Origin of the sequence: Flavivirga eckloniae, assembly GCF_002886045.1 — a bacterium.
Taxonomy (GTDB): Bacteria; Bacteroidota; Bacteroidia; order Flavobacteriales; family Flavobacteriaceae; genus Flavivirga; species Flavivirga eckloniae.
In genome coordinates this window covers 2772680-2790346 of record NZ_CP025791.1, presented here as the reverse complement: position 1 = coordinate 2790346, position 17667 = coordinate 2772680, and the positions used below count along the sequence as shown (strand labels likewise).

Here is a 17667-nt window from a genome sequence, read left to right as displayed (position 1 = left end):
TAAAATAGCATATAATGATGATAATTGTATATAGGTTTTAAAAAAATTATGTGGTAATTTTGCTACTAAATCGCTCTGATTATGATAAATAAAAAACCTACACTAAAAAAGCTTACCCCCAGTTTTGGGAGCTCTATATTGGTTAAACAACATATGGTTAAGGTTGATAAGCTTAATGCTTTTTGGCATTTTCATCCGGAACTTGAACTTGTTTATGTTAATAAAGGACAAGGGAAAACACATATTGGAACCCATCTCTCTTATTTTAATAATAGTCAACTTATACTAATAGGATCTAATTTGCCACATAATGGTTTTACCGATCGATTAACTGCAAATGGTTCAGAAACGACGGTACAGTTTAAATCTAATTTTTTAGGAAACGATTTTGTTAATATTCCTGAAATGGCATCGATAGTATCATTATTTGATCGAGCAAAAAAAGGAATTCGATTTAAGATGGATACTAAAAGGGTTATCGGTCCAAAGATTGATAAACTTTTGGAATATGAAGGTCTGGATAGGGTTATAAAATTTTTGGAAATACTAAGCTATTTGGCAAAAACTGATGATTATGACATTTTGAATGCAGATGGATTTGCTTTTGAGGCTGAACCACAGGACAGTGATAAAATTGGTATCATATATAAGTATATTAACCGAAATTTTCACAAACACATTAGTTTAGACGAAATAGCGGATAAGGTTAGTATGACCGTGCCTGCCTTTTGTAGATACTTTAAACGTGTTACAGGTAAAACATTTACTAAACTGGTTAACGAATATAGGGTAGTGCATGCTACTAAGCTGTTAAACGAAAGTCAAATGAGTATTGCTGATGTTTGTTTTGAATGCGGATTTAATAACTTCTCGCATTTTAACAAGCAGTTTAACGAAATAACAGGTAAAAGTGCATCGCAATATAGAAAGGAGATAAAACTGATTATACAATAATCTTAGGCGTTTCCGTCCCATTCGTTATAAAACTGTTTAAGGTAAAGCTCCATAAAAGTATGCCTGTCTGTCGCTATTTGCCTTCCGGTTTTGGTGTTCATTCTATCTTTTAATAGAAGCAGTTTTTCATAAAAATGATTAATAGTTGGTGCCGTTGATGCTTTGTATTCTGCTTTGCTCATATTAAGATTAGGCTTGATGCTAGGGTCGTAGAGCGCTCTGTTTTTAAAACCACCGTAGTTAAAACAGCGTGCAATGCCTATGGCTCCTATAGCATCAAGCCTATCGGCATCTTGTACGACATCTAATTCTGGAGATTTGAATTCTTGTGCTGTATTACCACCTTTAAAGGAAATATTCTCGATAATATTTACAACATGTTCAATAACATTGGAGTCTACGTTAAGTTTAAACAAAAATTCTCGTGCTATTTTCGGACCAATGGTTTCATTGCCATTATGAAATTTACTATCTGCAATATCATGCAATAAAGCTCCAAGAGCCACAATAAAGGCGTCTACATGTTCGCTTTTAGAAATTAACAAAGCATTTTTATAAACACGTTCTATATGAAACCAATCATGGCCACCTTCGGCATTATTTAATTGTTCTTTTACAAAGTCGATAGTTTTTTGTATAATTTCTTCTGTAGTCATGATGGGTTAAAAAAGGTTGCCTAATTTAAAAAGGTTATTTAGTATGTCATTGCGAAGGAGGTACGACTGCGGCAATCTGTTTAATTTTAAAAGACTCTTACGTCGCATTTACAGTGTTTTTTAAATTCAATAAGCGGGTCGTTCTGAATGATACTTTTTACAAGACCCCTAATTTACGAATCAAATTGTTTTATTCAATAGGAATAAATAAGTCTACAATACATTTATTTTCGGGATGCTTGCGAAAATCGTTATGGTATATTTCAAAAGGATTGGTTTCGGCTTTTTTATATCCATTTTCGTTCATCCAAATAAAGAGACTGCTCCAGGATTTTTCAAAATCATTGGGTGTTATTTCAAACCGACCGACTATACATTTATTTTTTTTAATAACCTCTGTATGAATATCTTTTTCTAAAGTAAAAGGAGTATTGGTTAGTATGCTAATACTCATACGTACTTTGCTTGGATCTGTTATTTTGAAACTATCATGAAAAATTCTTACTATTTTATTTTCAGAGTTTTCCATTAACCCGTTCGATGTTGCCCATTTTATTAATCTGTAAAATACATGTTCTACACCCTCTGTTCCAAAATGGGTAATGCTGGCAAGTTTTAACTCAGGAACGTTTTTAATTTCAATAGTTGCATTCATTTTAATCCAATTTAAATGATTATTAATGTTGCAAATGTATTTTTCGAAAACTAGATTTTCTTGACCATTCTTGCTTTCTACGTTACTTATCTTGCTAAATTTACCTGGATTTTCTTTTCGAAAATTAGAAGGGCTTACCCCATAAAACTTTTTAAATGCCCGTGTAAAAGAAGAATTGCTGTTAAAACCGTATTGCAAAGAAAGTTCTGTAATGCTTATTTGTTTTTTATGCATTAATACAGAAGCTGCTTTTTCAATACGTTTTCTTATAATGTAAGCATTGAGTGTTTCTCCAATAACAGCTTTAAAAACTCTGTGGAAATGGAACGGGGAGTATAGCGCAATATTAGAAATAGATTCCAATGATAGCTCCGAGTCAAGATTATGGTCTATATACTTTAAAGCCAAGTTAATCCGGCTTATATAGTCCTTTTCTATGTCGTTTTTAGAAATCACCCTTCTTAAGGAATGGAATGATTTTGAGCTATTTTATAACTGCAGGCTCAACCCATTTAAATTGAAACGAGTTTTCCGGTATTTTAATGCGATCGGCTAAGCGATACATTCTGGCAGGAAGCCTCATAAGATAATCTCTGGCTTTTTCGGCTTCGTCTGTGAGGTTCGTAATTTTATCAATTTCCCAACGGGTAATCAATTTTTCTAAAATCTCTACATAGTCAATTGAAGTATAAACACCTATACGTTGAGCGGTATTGGAAAACTCTTCAAAGGCTGTACTGATTTTATTTCCAGATTCTCTTAAAAAATGTGCTGGCATGGTTATTTTTTGTTTCATCATATAATGAAAAGCCATCATCATTTGACTGGGATCAACTTTAAAGATACGCTCAACAAACTCAGAATAAGCATTATGATGTCTCATTTCATCACCCGCAACAATTTTACACATTTTAGCAAGCTGTTTATTGCCATTATCTTTGGCAATTTTAGCAACACGGTTATGTGAGACATAAGTTGCTAGTTCTTGAAAACTAGTATAAACAAAGTTTTTGTAAGGATCTCTATCGGTTCCAATATCAAAACCATCAGAAATAAGATATTGTGTTGTTTTTTCAATTTCGCGCATATTTACACGTCCCGATAGGTATAAATACTTGTTTAGTACATCGCCATGACGATTTTCTTCGCCTGTCCAATGACGCACCCATTTAGCCCAAGGATTTTCTCTATCTGTTTGTTTAACACCTTCTACTTCCATTAACCAAGATTCGTAGGTAGGTAGCGCTTCTTCCGTAATCATATCTCCAACTAAAACCACCCAAAAATCGTAAGGAAGTTCTTTTGAGAGTTCTCTTATTTCGCGGACTTCCTCAAAAAAGTTTTGTCCTTCAGAATCTGGCAAGAAATCGCTTGGTTGCCAAATTTTTTCAATAGGAATTAAGTATTTTTCAATTAATGATTCGACGTCTTTTTCCAAAAACTTCATCACTTCTAATCTAACATTCTTTAACGACATCTATAATTTTTTTAAGGGTGTATATGTTTTTTAATTGTAGCTTCAATATTCTTTATAAGCTCTTGTTTGTCGGCAAAGGTACTAACTTTTATAGGCTTATGCGCAGTAAAAGTTATATGAGTTCCAAGTCCAAAGGGGAATTTCCCGTAACGAACTGTTTTCCAGGAGTTATTTATGGAGATTGGGAGTACCATGGCCGATGGTATTTTTTTAAACAGAATTTCTAGTCCTTTAGTTTGAAATGGTTTTGGAGTACCATCTTTACTTCTTGTTCCCTCCGGAAAGATAACTGCGGCGCGTTTGTTTTTTTCAATGTATTCTCCAAATTTCATGATAGTTGGCAAAGCTTGTCTCGGATTTTTTCTATCAATTAAAATAGAGCCGCCATGACGTAAATTATATGAAACACTGGGAATGCCCTTTCCTAATTCTATTTTACTAATAAATTTAGGGTGATATTTTCTTAGGAAAACAGACAGTGGAGAGATGTCGTACATGCTTTGATGGTTGCAAACGACAATAAGCGGTTGATTAGGTTCTATATCATGAACATTGGTAAACGTAAATCGAGTACCTAAAATATGAAGCAATCTCATTAAGCAGATGTTCATTAAATCGACAACTTTTTTATGCCCTTTATAGCCAAAAAGTTTAAAACCAATCCATTGTAAGGGATGGAATATGAGCAATGTTATTAAGAAACAAAGAGAATAAATAAAGGATAACGGATACGACAATAATTTTTGCATGTGCAAAAATAAGTAAAAACTAAGTTTTAATAAATAAGTATGCAGGTGTTATTTTCACAACTTACATTTGTTGGCTGTAATGCAAATTCACATTCTGAATTAATATTCCATTTTATATTAAATGCCGCTTCTTTTTTGTTATAATCTCTAACGGCTGCTTCTAATTGTGCTACATCGATGGACGTTGTATATACTAAATAAGACCATGGTCCGCCACAAGGTTTGCTGCCTAAAGCAATAAATTTACATTCGGTAGTATCATTACAAACAGATTCGTTGGCTAAACCCTCAATATCTGCTTTTAATAAACTAAGTGCTTCTAGTTCATTTTCATAATTTGATGCGTTGTCATCGTTAGATGAACATCCAGCAATAATGAGTGATATAAAACAGGCAAAGCCCATAAAATACTTTAGATACGATTTCATAATACCTTTTATTATGAAGATGAAGAATTAATAAATAGGTTGCGTAACACGCATAAAAAAACCACGATTATCGTGGTTAAATTTTTTATTGCGAATATCACATCACATATGTTGGTCTATTTAACAATGCTCGTTATATGCATCTATTAAATTTTCTGCAATAAGCTCTGCCGGACGCCCTTCAATATGATGACGTTCTAACATGTGTACCAGTTCGCCATTTTTAAATAATGCCATACTTGGAGAACTTGGAGGAAATGGAACCATATAGCCACGAGCTGTATCAACGGCCTCTTTATCAACACCTGCAAAAACGGTTACAATATTAGCAGGACGTTTTACATTCTGTAAACTCATTTTTGCTCCTGGACGTGCATTAGCTGCAGCGCAACCGCAAACAGAATTTACAACCACTAAAGTTGTACCTTCTTTAGCCAAAGCAGCATCAACAGCATCAGAAGTATGTAATTCTTCAAAACCGGCACCTGTTAAATCTTCGCGCATTGGTTTTACTAATTCTGGTGGATACATATTTTTAAATTTTAATTATTAAAACTTTTGTAGTGCAAAGATACCAATTGTGTAACAAAATTATGAATCAATCAACTAACAAATATTATATTTGGTCATAATTAAAATCTATTACTTACATGAGTATTTCAAAATGGATAGGTGGTGCCTTAGGGTGGTCTTTCGGTGGCCCTATAGGGGCAATTATTGGTGTAGCATTAGGGAGCTTTGTTGATTCCTTGACGAACGGCAAAGGCAGTCCGTTTTTAGATGAAGGACAGCCAAAACAAAATAGGAGAGCAACTCACAGTAGACGAACAAGGCAACAACCACAAACACAATCAGGCGATTTTGAAGTAAGCTTACTCATTTTAGCATCTATTGTTATTAAGGCAGATGGTAAGCAAGACCAAAGAGAGTTGGATTTTGTGCGTCAGCAATTTGTAAATATGTATGGTAAGGAGCGGGCAAATCATGCCTTTAAACTATTCAAGAATATTAGTGATCAGAAAAATATTTCTACCAGACAGGTTTGCTTGCAGATTAGGCAAATGATGGATCATTCATCACGTTTACAGCTTATGCATTTCTTATTTGGTATTGCAAAGGCAGATGGTACGGTAACAGATGATGAGGAACGCCAAATTTATACCATGGCTGGGTATTTAGGGATTAATTCTCGAGATTATGAAAGTATTAAAGCCATGTTTTATAATAGCAGTGATAATGCTTATAAAATTCTGGAAATAGATAAAAGCGCTACGGTTGATGAAATAAAAAAGGCCTATCGAAAAATGGCCAAGAAGTACCATCCAGATAAAGTAATCCACTTGGGGAAAGAGCATCAAGTAGGTGCAGAAGAAAAGTTTAGACAAGTGCAAAAAGCCTATGAGCATTTGCAGAAGGAGCGGGGGTTTTAAGTAATATAGTTCTCATTAATATAATCAACAGCCTCCTGTTGAGTTAAAACAGCAAACTTTTTATAACGATCATGAACATCAACAATTTCATCTAAGGCTTTTTGAACAAGGGGTTTGTTTTCCCAAGTATTAAGGTGTGTTACAACTGTTTTTAGGCAGCCATTTTTATAAGCAATTTGCCCTAAAACATGTACTAAGGTATCGGAAACTCTGCGGGTGTCATCAAATTCCAGTTCTTTTAACAAGGGTAAAATATCTTGAGGATGTGTACGACCCCGTAATTCAATGCCATGGCAAATTTCCCGCCTAACTTCTTTATCAGGATGTTTTAAATAGGTTTTTGCCCAAGCTAGCACTGGGATTGGATTTTTTTCTCCCATTTTTTTGACTGAGCCTATTACGGCATTTCTAACGGAATGATGCTCGTCAAACAATCCTGTATCGAAAAAATGCTGCACTTTGTCAAAATGAAACTTACCAATTTCGCCAGCGGCATTTACAACCGTTTGCTTCACTTTGTCAATATCAGAACCTAATAGCGTTTTTAAAACAGAGCGTATTTTGTTTTGTAATTCAGGTTTAGAATAAAAGATTTTACCAATAGCTAAGTAACCAGTTTTACGAATGTAGGTGTCTTCATCAGAAAAATATTTAATAATATGTTCTGTATTATTTGAAGTTAAATCAAGAGCAATATCTCGATTGATTTTTTCAACAAGTTGATTCCGTGCTTCTTTTGATAAATCGTAAAAACCCATAAGAATAGTTTCAAAATATAAATAAAATAAATAAATTTCAGGATTGCTATGCAACAAATTAAATTAATCAGACCAAATAGATGAAAAATATTTTTGATTTAAACGAGACCAATACTATTATAGGTAGAGTTAATAACCTTGAATTAACAACCCAGCCAAATTGGGGGAAAATGAGTGTGGATCAAATGTTGGCACATTGTAATGTGACTTATGAGTTAGCTTTTGAAAACATACACCCTAAACCCGGAGCCTTTAAAAAGGCCTTGTTAAAATTGTTTGTGAAATCTATAGTAGTAAACGAAAAGCCATACAAGAAAAACAGTAGGACAGCACCAGAGTTTTTAATCAGCGATTCTAAAAATTTTCAAGCAGAAAAAGAACGTCTTATCAATTATTTAAAGAAAACACAAGAATTGGGGGCTGAGTATTTTGATAATAAAGAGTCGCATTCATTCGGGAAATTATCTAAGCAAGAATGGAACAATATGTTTTATAAACATATAGACCATCATCTAAATCAGTTCGGAGTGTAATAATTCCGTAATTTTTATAGCACTTCTAATTTGTAGCCAACACCATGAACATTAATAATGTTTATGGTATTGTCGTTTTTAAATTTTTTTCTGAGTTTTGATATAAAAGTGTCTAAACTTCTATCGACAAAAACACCATGGTCTTCCCATATTTCTTTAACTAGTACATCACGTTTAACAACCTGATTTTGATTTGCGCTAAGCATAGACATGAGTTCACATTCTTTTGCAGATAATTTTATTTCAACAGCTTCTTTAATTAACTTGTTCTGGTCTTTATAGAATTTATAATCCCCAATTTTTGAATAAGGTACTGTATCTTCAACAGGTGTTTTTGTGTTTCTTTTTTTAACATAGAAAAAAGCATAAATAAGTATGCAGGCTAAAAGCATAAAAAGTGTCATATACATTTTAGTAGTTAGCCACGGCTTATTTTCAAAAAAGAGGACCTGTATCGTATAACAATCGGCGGGTAGTTTTCTGCCTAAGCATGAAACAATATCTTTTTCTTTAGATCCTTTAATTTGAAAGCTATAAGATACTTCGTCGTTATTACAATTAACAACCTCTACAATATATTGTTTTGGGAGCTTAGCAGCTTTTAAACTATTACTTACAGCAACTACTAAACTGTCTGGAGTTATAGATAGTTTGTTTTGAAATGCCAGTTCGTATCTGTTTTCTTCTATTTTAATAATTGGTAAGACCAATGATGTGGAATCGTTATTAGCAAGTAGCAATGTATTGCCAGCATCTCGCAAAGCGATTTTTACTGTTTCAGAAAAATGATGCTGAGTGGTATCATCATTACACCCAATAAGTGCAAGTAATAGTATGATATAAAAAGAAAAAATGAGTTGTTTCATCATTGAATTTAAAAGAGTTAAATAAATGAAAAATCTCCAAGTTTTACATGCTTTTCACACTTCTTTTACATTTTTTTCACAAAAATTGAAGGTGTTGCTTCTAGTTTTATGGAAAAATATAAATCATGAAAAAAATCATCTTACTGGCAACAATTATTTGCTTTACAGTTATTACGAATGCTCAAGAACTTATTAAAACAAATATAAATAAGAGTGCTGTTGAATGGACTTGGTATAACTTATTTGAATATAATAAGGATTATAATATTGTAAACACTACTAAAATAGATACAAATAAAAGTGTTGTTAAATGGTCAGGGTCTAATCTTTTTAAATACAACAAGCACTATGGCACTGTAAAATTCGTAAAAGGGCATATTATTAAATTCAATGATGTTATTCAGGGAGGTGCCTTTGAAATAGACATGAACTCCATAGTTAACACCGATGGAAAGTACAACGAAATGTTGGTAGATCATTTAAAAAATCAAGATTTCTTTGATGTTGAAAAATACCCTACTGCAGCAATAAAGTTTACTGAGGTTGTTCATAAAGATGCTACAACCATTAAAGTAAAGGCTAAACTAACGATTAAAGGTGTTACTAACGATATTGATTTTAATATGACATCTAAGGTTATAGATGGAATGTACGAAATGCATTCAAAATTTATTATCGATAGAACCAGATGGGGAATTGAATATGAATCGAAAGGAATGATTGGAAGCGTAAAAGATGGTATTATTTCTGATGCTATAGAGTTTGAGGTTGTTCTTCAATTACCTATAAGGGATCGCTGCTAATTTTCAAAAACAACTGTAGACTGTTCTTTACCTACGGTCAACTTTATGGTTCTACCCAAAATCATAGCGCGATTGTCCTTTTCGTGACCCGCGGGCATATTAAAAGCAATAGGAAAACCATAGTCGGACAAAGCATCCAAGATAAGCTGTTCAACAGAAGTACCCCAAAGTGTGGTGTTCTTTCGGAGCTTTGTCATGTCTCCTACAATAACACCCTTGCAGTTGTCAAAATAACCAGCACGTTTTAAACTTTGTAGCATACGATCTATGTGGTATTTGTACTCGCCAATTTCTTCGATAAATAGAATTTTCCCCGAAGTATCAATACTGGTTTTAGAACCCAACATGGTATGTAACATGGTTAAATTACCACCAACAATAGGAGCAGATGTACTTCCCGTTTTATTGTATTTAGAACCTTCTAAAGTATAGCTAAGCGATTTCCCAAAAATAGCATCTTTAAATGTTGAAAGTGTTTCTTTAATAGTTTCTAAATCGTCTTGCAAACTAGTACACATCATGGCATGAATAGATTGTACACCTTGATTATGAAATTGGTTATGAAGTGCAGTAATATCAGAATACCCAATAAGCCATTTTGGGTTTTGTTTAAATTTAGTATAATTTAATTTGTCTAATATTCTAACCGTACCGTATCCACCACGGGCACACCAGATAGCACTTATTTTCGGGTCGTCTAAAGCATTTTGAAAGTCTTCGCAACGCTCATCATCCGTTCCAGCAAAATGATTGGCTTTACTAAAAACGTGTTTACCAACAATAGTATGTAATCCCCAACTTTTTAAAAGTGCCTTGGCTTGTTGCACTTCTTTAGTTCGGTTTTTTAAAATACCAGAAGGTGCAACTATGGCAACAGTATCGCCAGCCTTTAAATATGGTGGTTGTATCAAAGTATTTGTTTTAGTTGATGATATATTTTGTGTTGAAATGTTGTGCTTTCCAAAGAAAAAAACAACACAGCACAATACGGTAATTAATGAGACTTTAGACATAATGTAAATGTACATTTTTTTTCTAAATCGTGGTGTAATTGATTACTTTTGTGGCTTTAGAAAATGAAATGTCATAACAAGGAGTAAAGCGACGTGGTAATCTTTCCTAATTTACAGATTGCCATAATTTTTTTCAAAAATGTTGAAGTGGCGTTAATTTTGTCCCCCTCGAGCATTATCGACAATGAAATTATTTTTTATTTGAGATAAAAGCGCAGCTAGCAAGAGGTTTTAATGAGGTCTCGACTGCGCTCGACCTAACCTAAAATATTAATGATGAACACACCAAAACGATATACCATTACCACAGCATTGCCTTATACTAATGGAGCTATTCACATAGGGCATTTAGCAGGAGTTTATGTTCCGGCAGATATTTACGCACGTTATTTAAGATTAACCGGAAACGATGTTATATTAATAGGGGGAAGTGATGAGCATGGTGTGCCAATTACCATTAAGGCCAAAAATGAAGGGGTTACACCCCAAGATATTGTAGATAAATACCATGCGATTATTAAAAAGTCGTTTGAAGATTTTGGAATTACTTATGATAATTATTCGCGTACTTCAGCACAAGTTCATCATAAAACAGCCTCAGAGTTTTTCACAACGTTAAACGATAAAGAAGAATTTGTTGAAGAAGTTACAGAGCAGTTGTATGATGCCGAAGCCAATCAGTTTTTGGCAGATAGATTTGTAGTTGGAACATGTCCGAAATGTGGTAACGAAGAAAGTTATGGTGACCAATGCGAAAATTGCGGAACAAGTCATAATGCCACCGATTTAATAAATCCAAAATCTGCATTAACAGGAAATACCCCGACCTTAAAGCAAACAAAACACTGGTTTTTGCCTTTAGATAAACATGAAGCCTTTTTAAAAGAATGGATTCTTGAAGGTCATAAAAAAGATTGGAAATCTAATGTTTACGGACAATGTAAATCATGGATAGATGATGGATTACGCCCACGTGCAGTAACCAGAGACTTAAATTGGGGCATTCCAGTACCCGCAGAAGGTGGCGAAGGCAAAGTACTTTATGTTTGGTTTGATGCGCCGATAGGGTATATATCATCTACCGTAGAGTGGGCAGAGCGTGAAGGAAAAGATTGGGAACCCTATTGGAAAGATAAGGATACCAAATTGGTGCATTTTATTGGGAAAGACAATATTGTATTTCATTGTATTATTTTTCCAGCTATGTTAAAGGCTGAAGGATCTTATATTTTACCGGAAAATGTTCCAGCTAATGAATTCCTGAATTTAGAAGGTAATAAATTATCCACCTCAAAAAATTGGGCAGTTTGGTTACCAGATTATTTAGAAGAATTTCCCGGTCAGCAAGATGTGTTGCGTTATGTGTTAACTGCCAATGCACCAGAGACAAAGGATAACGATTTTACCTGGAAAGATTTTCAGGCAAGAAATAATAATGAATTGGTAGCTATTTTTGGGAATTTTATTAATCGTGTTGTCGTACTAACCAATAAGTACTACGATGGTGTGGTGCCTACTGCTAATGCACTATCTCAAGTAGACGAAGAAACGTTGGCAGCTGTAAAAGCATATCCGGATGTGATTTCCAGTTCTATTGAGCGTTACCGTTTTAGGGAAGCACAGCAAGAACTCATGAATTTAGCACGACTCGGAAATAAATATTTAGCCGATGAGGAGCCATGGAAAGTCATTAAAGTAGACGAAGCACGTACACAAACTATTATGTATGTCGCACTTCAAATAGCATCGGCATTGGCCACATTGTGCGAACCGTTTTTACCATTTACATCTGAAAAACTAAAAAATATATTGAATGTCGGTTCGAGTGATTCGACGGAGGAGAATTGTATCGAGAACTCATGGAACGAAATAAGCACCAAAAATATTCTATTGCCATCAGGACATCAAATAGGAAAAGCAGAATTATTGTTTTCTAAAATTGAAGATCAAACCATTCAAGCGCAATTAGATAAATTAAAAGCGAGTAAAAAAGCAAACGAAGCCGCTAACAAGGAAGTAGAACCTCAAAAAGATACGATTACATTTGAAGATTTTACCAAATTGGATATTCGAGTAGGAACTATTTTAGAAGCCGAAAAAATGCCTAAAGCTAAAAAATTACTTGTTTTAAAAGTAGACACGGGTATTGATGTAAGAACTATTGTTTCTGGAATCGCAGAAAGTTTTACGGCTGAGGAAGTCGTTGGTAAAAAAGTTACCGTATTAGTAAACTTAGCACCAAGAAAATTACGTGGTGTTGAAAGTCAGGGTATGATATTAATGACGGAAACACCAGAAGGGAAATTGGTGTTTGTTAATCCTGATGATGCTAATGCTGTAAATGGCCTGCAAATAAGTTAAAAAAAGAGGCTGAATTCCATGTTAAAAAACAAGGTATTAGCCTCTTTTTCACACTAAAACACTTATTGTTTAATTAGTCGTTTAGTAACAAAACTATTTTCTGAGTATATATGCATAAGGTATAAACCAGATTGTATTGATGAAATATCAATCGTGTTTACGTTTTTATTTACATTAAGTTTCTTAGAAAGAATCAATTTCCCCTTTAGATCAAATAGTCTTACGAATTGTAATTCCAGATTTATTTCAGACGCAATTGTAATGATATCTTGAGCTGGAATTGGATATATCTTTAATTCATTAGTTAAAATATCATCTTGAATACCTAGTGTATTGTCCACAATAAATGTAGCACTAGGTCCTGCAGCAGAAGCATTGTTCCCTGCGGTATCACTAGTGGTGTTTGCTGCGATTGAAATTCCCAAAGTCCCGTCTCCGGTGATGCTACTTATGGTAACTGTCCTTGTTGTCGTTCCCGACCCGGTCACCGCGATACTTCCCGTGGCATCCCCTGTGGAGTTTAATGTGATGTCCCCATCAGCGAGTGTTACGGCATCCGCTCCGGTATAAGTTATGGTATAAGTAACAGGTCCCGTGCTTGTGGTGCTTGTACTCGGAGCACCGATGGATATGGTCGGAGCCGTATTGTCCACAGTAAACGTAGCACTAGGCCCTACAGAAGGAGCATTGTTCCCAGCGGTATCGTTTGCCGTATTAGCCGCAATGGATATTCCCAAGGTCCCGTCTCCAGTGATGCTGTTTATGGTCACGGTCCTTGTTGTCGTTCCCGATCCTGTCACCGCGATACTTCCCGTAGCATCCCCTGTGGAGTTCAATGTGATGTCCCCATCAGCGAGTGTTACGGCATCTGCTCCGGTATAAGTGATCGTGTAAGTAACAGGTCCCGTGGTTGTGGTACTTGCACTCGGAGCGCCGATGGAAATGGTCGGGGCTGTATTGTCGACAGTAAACGTAGCGCTAGGTCCTGCAGAAGGAGCATTGTTCCCAGCGGTATCACTAGCGGTGTTTGCCGCGATGGATATTCCCAAAGTCCCATCTCCGGTGATACTGCTTATGGTCACGGTCCTGGTCGTAGTTCCCGACCCGGTCACTGCGATACTTCCCGTGGCATCCCCAGTTGTGTTCAATGTGATGTCCCCATTGGCCAATGTTACGGCATCCGCTCCAGTGTATGTGATGGTGTAAGTAACAGGCCCCGTGCTTGTGGTGCTTGCACTCGGAGCGCCGATGGAAATGGTCGGAGCCGTATTGTCCACCGTAAACGTAGCACTAGGTCCTGCAGCAGAAGCATTGTTGCCTGCGGTATCACTTGCCGTATTAGCTGCGATTGAAATTCCCAAAGTCCCGTCTCCGGTGATACTGCTTATGGTCACGGTCCTGGTCGTAGTTCCCGACCCGGTCACCGCGATACTTCCCGTGGCATCCCCTGTTGTATTCAATGTGATGTCCCCATTGGCCAATGTTACGGCATCCGCTCCGGTGTATGTGATGGTGTAAGTAACAGGCCCCGTGTTTGTGGTACTTGCACTCGGAGCACCGATAGATATGGTCGGAGCAGTATTGTCCACAGCAAATGTGGCACTAGGCCCTGCAGCAGAAGCATTGTTTCCAGCGGTATCGCTTGCGGTGTTTGCCGCAATGGATATCCCCAAAGTCCCGTCTCCAGTGATACTGCTTATGGTCACGGTCCTGGTCGTAGTTCCCGATCCGGTCACCGCGATGCTTCCCGTGGCATCCCCAGTGGTGTTCAATGTGATGTCCCCATCAGCGAGTGTTACGGCATCTGCTCCGGTATAAGTGATCGTGTAAGTAACAGGCCCCGTGTTTGTTGTACTTGCACTCGGAGCGCCGATAGAAATGGTCGGAGCTGTATTGTCGACAGTAAACGTAGCACTAGGTCCTACAGAAAGAGCACTGTTCCCAGCGGTATCGCTTGCGGTGTTTGCCGCGATGGATATTCCCAAAGTCCCATCTCCGGTGATACTGCTTATGGTCACGGTCCTGGTCGTAGTTCCCGACCCGGTCACTGCGATACTTCCCGTGGCATCCCCAGTTGTGTTCAATGTGATGTCCCCATTGGCCAATGTTACGGCATCCGCTCCAGTGTATGTGATGGTGTAAGTAACAGGCCCCGTGCTTGTGGTGCTTGCACTCGGAGCGCCGATGGAAATGGTCGGAGCCGTATTGTCCACCGTAAACGTAGCACTAGGTCCTGCAGCAGAAGCATTGTTGCCTGCGGTATCACTTGCCGTATTAGCCGCGATTGAAATTCCCAAAGTCCCGTCTCCGGTGATACTGCTTATGGTCACGGTCCTGGTCGTAGTTCCCGACCCGGTCACCGCGATGCTTCCCGTGGCATCCCCTGTTGTATTCAATGTGATGTCCCCATCAGCGAGTGTTACGGCATCCGCTCCAGTGTATGTGATGGTGTAAGTAACAGGCCCCGTGGTTGTGTCGCTTGCACTCGGAGCGCCGATGGAAATGGTCGGAGCCGTATTGTCCACAGCAAATGTGGCACTAGGTCCTGCAGCAGAAGCATTGTTGCCTGCGGTATCACTTGCCGTATTAGCCGCGATTGATATCCCCAAAGTCCCGTCCCCAGTGATACTGCTTATGGTCACGGTCCTGGTCGTAGTTCCCGACCCGGTCACCGCGATGCTTCCCGTGGCATCCCCAGTGGTGTTCAATGTGATGTCCCCATCAGCGAGTGTTACGGCATCTGCTCCGGTATAAGTGATCGTGTAAGTAACAGGCCCCGTGTTTGTTGTACTTGCACTCGGAGCGCCGATAGAAATGGTCGGAGCTGTATTGTCGACAGTAAACGTAGCGCTAGGTCCTGCAGCAGAAGCATTGTTCCCTGCGGTATCACTAGCGGTGTTTGCCGCGATGGAAATTCCCAATGTCCCGTCCCCAGTGATACTACTTATGGTCACGGTCCTGGTCGTAGTTCCCGACCCGGTCACCGCGATGCTACCCGTGGCATCCCCAGTGGTATTCAATGTGATGTCCCCATTAGCGAGTGTTACGGCATCTGCTCCAGTGTACGTGATGGTGTAAGTAACAGGCCCCGTGGTTGTGGTGCTTGCACTCGGAGCGCCGATGGAAATGGTCGGAGCCGAATTGTCTACAACAAAAGAGGTATCATTAGTTCCCGTTGGGGTCGTATTTGTTAAAGGGTTACCAGCAGAATCGGTTATATTTTGACCCCCGCTAAAACTTAGGGTAATCGTTGCGTTTACACTAGCTAAATCTCCTCCAGAAGCAGTAACCCTATATGTATTTCCACTAGGATTAGTTACGCCAGTTATTGTGCCTGTTGTTCCGGTTACAGCAAAATCTGAGCTATCAACATTAGCGACTGTTTCATCAAAAGTGACATCCCAGATTAAGGTATCTGCATTGGTTGGCGATGTAGTAGGGGTTTGCCTTGTAATAGATTGTACCCGTGGAGCTTTAGCATCCACAGTATGAACACTTCCTGTGGTAAATGCAGCAACATTACCATTAGTACCATTACCATTACCAGAATCATCTATAATATCTGAGGTTCCCAAATGATCTAATCGTAAGGTTCCTTCCCCGCTAATCGTATTTACAGTAACATTCACAGAAATTCCAGAATTTGCAGACACTGAAGCAATTGTTCCTGTTGCAGTTCCTGTAGTTGTTAATTCGAAATCATCTGTTGTGATATTGTTAGCGTTTTCATCAAAGGTTATAGTTTTTATAATTGAAGATGCATTCGCTGTTGGTGTCCCTTGTAAAACTATTGATTGTACTACTGGTGGAGTACTATCGGGTGTTACAATTTGTGTAGAAAAGCCCATTTCAAATGAAGCGAATTCTGTACCTTCAAACCAAAGACTACCTCCTGCATAGGTGTTTGTAGCATCTCCCATTACAGTGAAAGTAGTAATTGAGCCATTATCGTCTATAACAAAAGTATATTGAGATGTATTGGTAAGAGAAATATTTTGAGAAGAAAAATCAAAAACATTAGTCGTTCCAGGCGTGAGGGTTACCCCATTTAAAGTTCCAAGTATAGTTCCAGAGGCATTATTTCCATCTCTTATTGTAACTATGGTATTAGATATGGAGGAACCAGTACCTAGTTCTACTGAAATTGTTGATAATGTACCGTTACATGTCGCGGTAAAAGATTGCCCTAACACATTACCAGTTAAATCTTGAGATCCGCTGGGGTTTGTTATAGTACATTGTGCTGCAGTATTAACAAAAAATAGCATCATAATGCAATTAGCTACAATTGGAATAACCTTGAATAAGTAGGTTTTTGAAAAATTAGTAAAATAAATGTCTTTCATTTTAACTTTTGATTAGTTAAGAATTAAAAATGTATTAAAGAGGAAAAGCCTTTAAAGAACATCTTGTATTTTTACGGTATAAGCTAATTTCTAGAAGGGAAGACACCCTGAAGACAGATAATATAGTATATACTCAAGTAGGGTTGTCTGTTTTCGTGAGGCAAACTACCTCCGGTGTTTCCCACGGCTACATGTACATTATTAGGCGCCATTTGTGTATCCGCTGGAGCTGAATTGTAAGTGTCGGTAGCAGCATTTGCAAAATTAGCCCCAGTTGGGTTTCCTGTATTGGCCGGGTTTAATGGGGAAAAATTTGCTGTGACGGTTCCTGTTGCAGCGTGTGTATGACTTGGAATCTGATTTGTAGTTAGGGTAACGGTTTCTGTGCCTCCTCTTTGTCCTAGATTATAAACTGACAATCCAGGACCACGACCAGGGTTAACAGGTACGCGCCCTCTTAAATCGGGTAATCCGAAAGAGGTTCTTCCATCGCCTCCATAGGTAGTTCCTAAAATTGAAAATAAGGCTTGATTTGAATTAATAGATAATAATTGTCCTTCGCAAAATGCCCAAGTTCTTGGTGCGAAATTACCAGCAAACATTCGAATTTCTCCTATTGTTCCTTCCATAATGGTTTA

The 17667-nt window shown here is 37.5% G+C and carries 16 protein-coding genes; 5 read left to right on the top strand and 11 right to left on the bottom strand.

Annotation, left to right across the window (positions count from 1 at the left end; genetic code table 11):
• Positions 1–81: 81 nt before the first annotated feature.
• The gene (locus C1H87_RS11470; RefSeq protein ID WP_102755945.1) at positions 82–954 is read left to right on the top strand and encodes an AraC family transcriptional regulator; all 873 of its coding nucleotides are present in this window, start codon (positions 82–84) and stop codon (positions 952–954) included.
• A 2-nt stretch (positions 955–956) separates the two neighbouring features.
• Here the strand turns inward: C1H87_RS11470 and C1H87_RS11465 are convergent, their stop codons facing one another.
• The 6 genes from C1H87_RS11465 to C1H87_RS11440 all read right to left on the bottom strand — a co-directional run bounded on the left by C1H87_RS11465 (position 957) and on the right by C1H87_RS11440 (position 5450).
• The gene (locus C1H87_RS11465; protein WP_102755944.1) at positions 957–1610 is read right to left on the bottom strand and encodes an HD domain-containing protein; all 654 of its coding nucleotides are present in this window, start codon (positions 1608–1610) and stop codon (positions 957–959) included.
• A gap of 190 nt (positions 1611–1800) precedes the next feature.
• Positions 1801–2673 carry an AraC family transcriptional regulator gene (locus C1H87_RS11460; RefSeq protein ID WP_199769357.1) on the bottom strand — a complete coding sequence of 291 codons (873 nt, stop codon included), beginning with the start codon at positions 2671–2673 and terminating at the stop codon, positions 1801–1803.
• A 76-nt stretch (positions 2674–2749) separates the two neighbouring features.
• Positions 2750–3742, bottom strand: coding sequence for an acyl-ACP desaturase (locus C1H87_RS11455; protein ID WP_102755942.1), 993 nt, complete (start codon positions 3740–3742; stop codon positions 2750–2752).
• Positions 3743–3753: 11 nt separating this feature from the next.
• Positions 3754–4491: a lysophospholipid acyltransferase family protein gene (locus C1H87_RS11450; RefSeq protein WP_102755941.1), complete on the bottom strand. Its 738-nt coding sequence runs from the start codon at positions 4489–4491 to the stop codon at positions 3754–3756.
• Between the two features lie 26 nt (positions 4492–4517).
• Positions 4518–4919, bottom strand: coding sequence for a hypothetical protein (locus tag C1H87_RS11445; RefSeq protein ID WP_102755940.1), 402 nt, complete (start codon positions 4917–4919; stop codon positions 4518–4520).
• 120 nt (positions 4920–5039) lie between these two features.
• The gene (locus C1H87_RS11440; protein ID WP_102755939.1) at positions 5040–5450 is read right to left on the bottom strand and encodes a BrxA/BrxB family bacilliredoxin; all 411 of its coding nucleotides are present in this window, start codon (positions 5448–5450) and stop codon (positions 5040–5042) included.
• A 119-nt stretch (positions 5451–5569) separates the two neighbouring features.
• On the opposite strand from C1H87_RS11440, the gene C1H87_RS11435 reads away from it, so the two are divergent.
• Positions 5570–6349: a DnaJ domain-containing protein gene (locus C1H87_RS11435; RefSeq protein ID WP_102755938.1), complete on the top strand. Its 780-nt coding sequence runs from the start codon at positions 5570–5572 to the stop codon at positions 6347–6349.
• Here C1H87_RS11435 and C1H87_RS11430 read toward each other — a convergent pair.
• Positions 6346–7107 carry a HEAT repeat domain-containing protein gene (locus tag C1H87_RS11430; protein ID WP_102755937.1) on the bottom strand — a complete coding sequence of 254 codons (762 nt, stop codon included), beginning with the start codon at positions 7105–7107 and terminating at the stop codon, positions 6346–6348. The genes C1H87_RS11435 and C1H87_RS11430 overlap by 4 nt on opposite strands.
• An 80-nt stretch (positions 7108–7187) precedes the next feature.
• Here C1H87_RS11430 and C1H87_RS11425 point away from each other — a divergent pair, with 80 nt between their 5' ends.
• Entirely contained in the window at positions 7188–7640 is a 453-nt protein-coding gene (locus C1H87_RS11425; protein ID WP_102755936.1) for a DUF1569 domain-containing protein, read from the top strand.
• A 14-nt stretch (positions 7641–7654) separates the two neighbouring features.
• Here C1H87_RS11425 and C1H87_RS11420 read toward each other — a convergent pair whose 3' ends face one another.
• Entirely contained in the window at positions 7655–8509 is an 855-nt protein-coding gene (locus tag C1H87_RS11420; protein WP_102755935.1) for a helix-turn-helix domain-containing protein, read from the bottom strand.
• A 122-nt stretch (positions 8510–8631) separates the two neighbouring features.
• On the opposite strand from C1H87_RS11420, the gene C1H87_RS11415 reads away from it, so the two are divergent.
• Positions 8632–9309: a YceI family protein gene (locus tag C1H87_RS11415; RefSeq protein ID WP_102755934.1), complete on the top strand. Its 678-nt coding sequence runs from the start codon at positions 8632–8634 to the stop codon at positions 9307–9309.
• Here the strand turns inward: C1H87_RS11415 and C1H87_RS11410 are convergent.
• Entirely contained in the window at positions 9306–10337 is a 1032-nt protein-coding gene (locus tag C1H87_RS11410) for a S66 peptidase family protein (RefSeq protein WP_233783442.1), read from the bottom strand. The genes C1H87_RS11415 and C1H87_RS11410 overlap by 4 nt on opposite strands.
• Positions 10338–10598: 261 nt before the next feature.
• Between C1H87_RS11410 and metG the strand changes: the two genes are divergently transcribed.
• Entirely contained in the window at positions 10599–12683 is a 2085-nt protein-coding gene (gene metG, locus C1H87_RS11405; RefSeq protein ID WP_102755932.1) for a methionine--tRNA ligase, read from the top strand.
• A gap of 62 nt (positions 12684–12745) precedes the next feature.
• Here the strand turns inward: metG and C1H87_RS11400 are convergent, their stop codons facing one another.
• Complete coding sequence (locus C1H87_RS11400; RefSeq protein ID WP_102755931.1) at positions 12746–17029, bottom strand: T9SS type A sorting domain-containing protein; 4284 nt, start codon at positions 17027–17029, stop codon at positions 12746–12748.
• Between the two features lie 83 nt (positions 17030–17112).
• Positions 17113–17658, bottom strand: a complete 546-nt coding sequence (locus tag C1H87_RS11395) for a phage tail protein (RefSeq protein ID WP_199769356.1) — start codon at positions 17656–17658, stop codon at positions 17113–17115.
• Positions 17659–17667 lie beyond the last annotated feature (9 nt).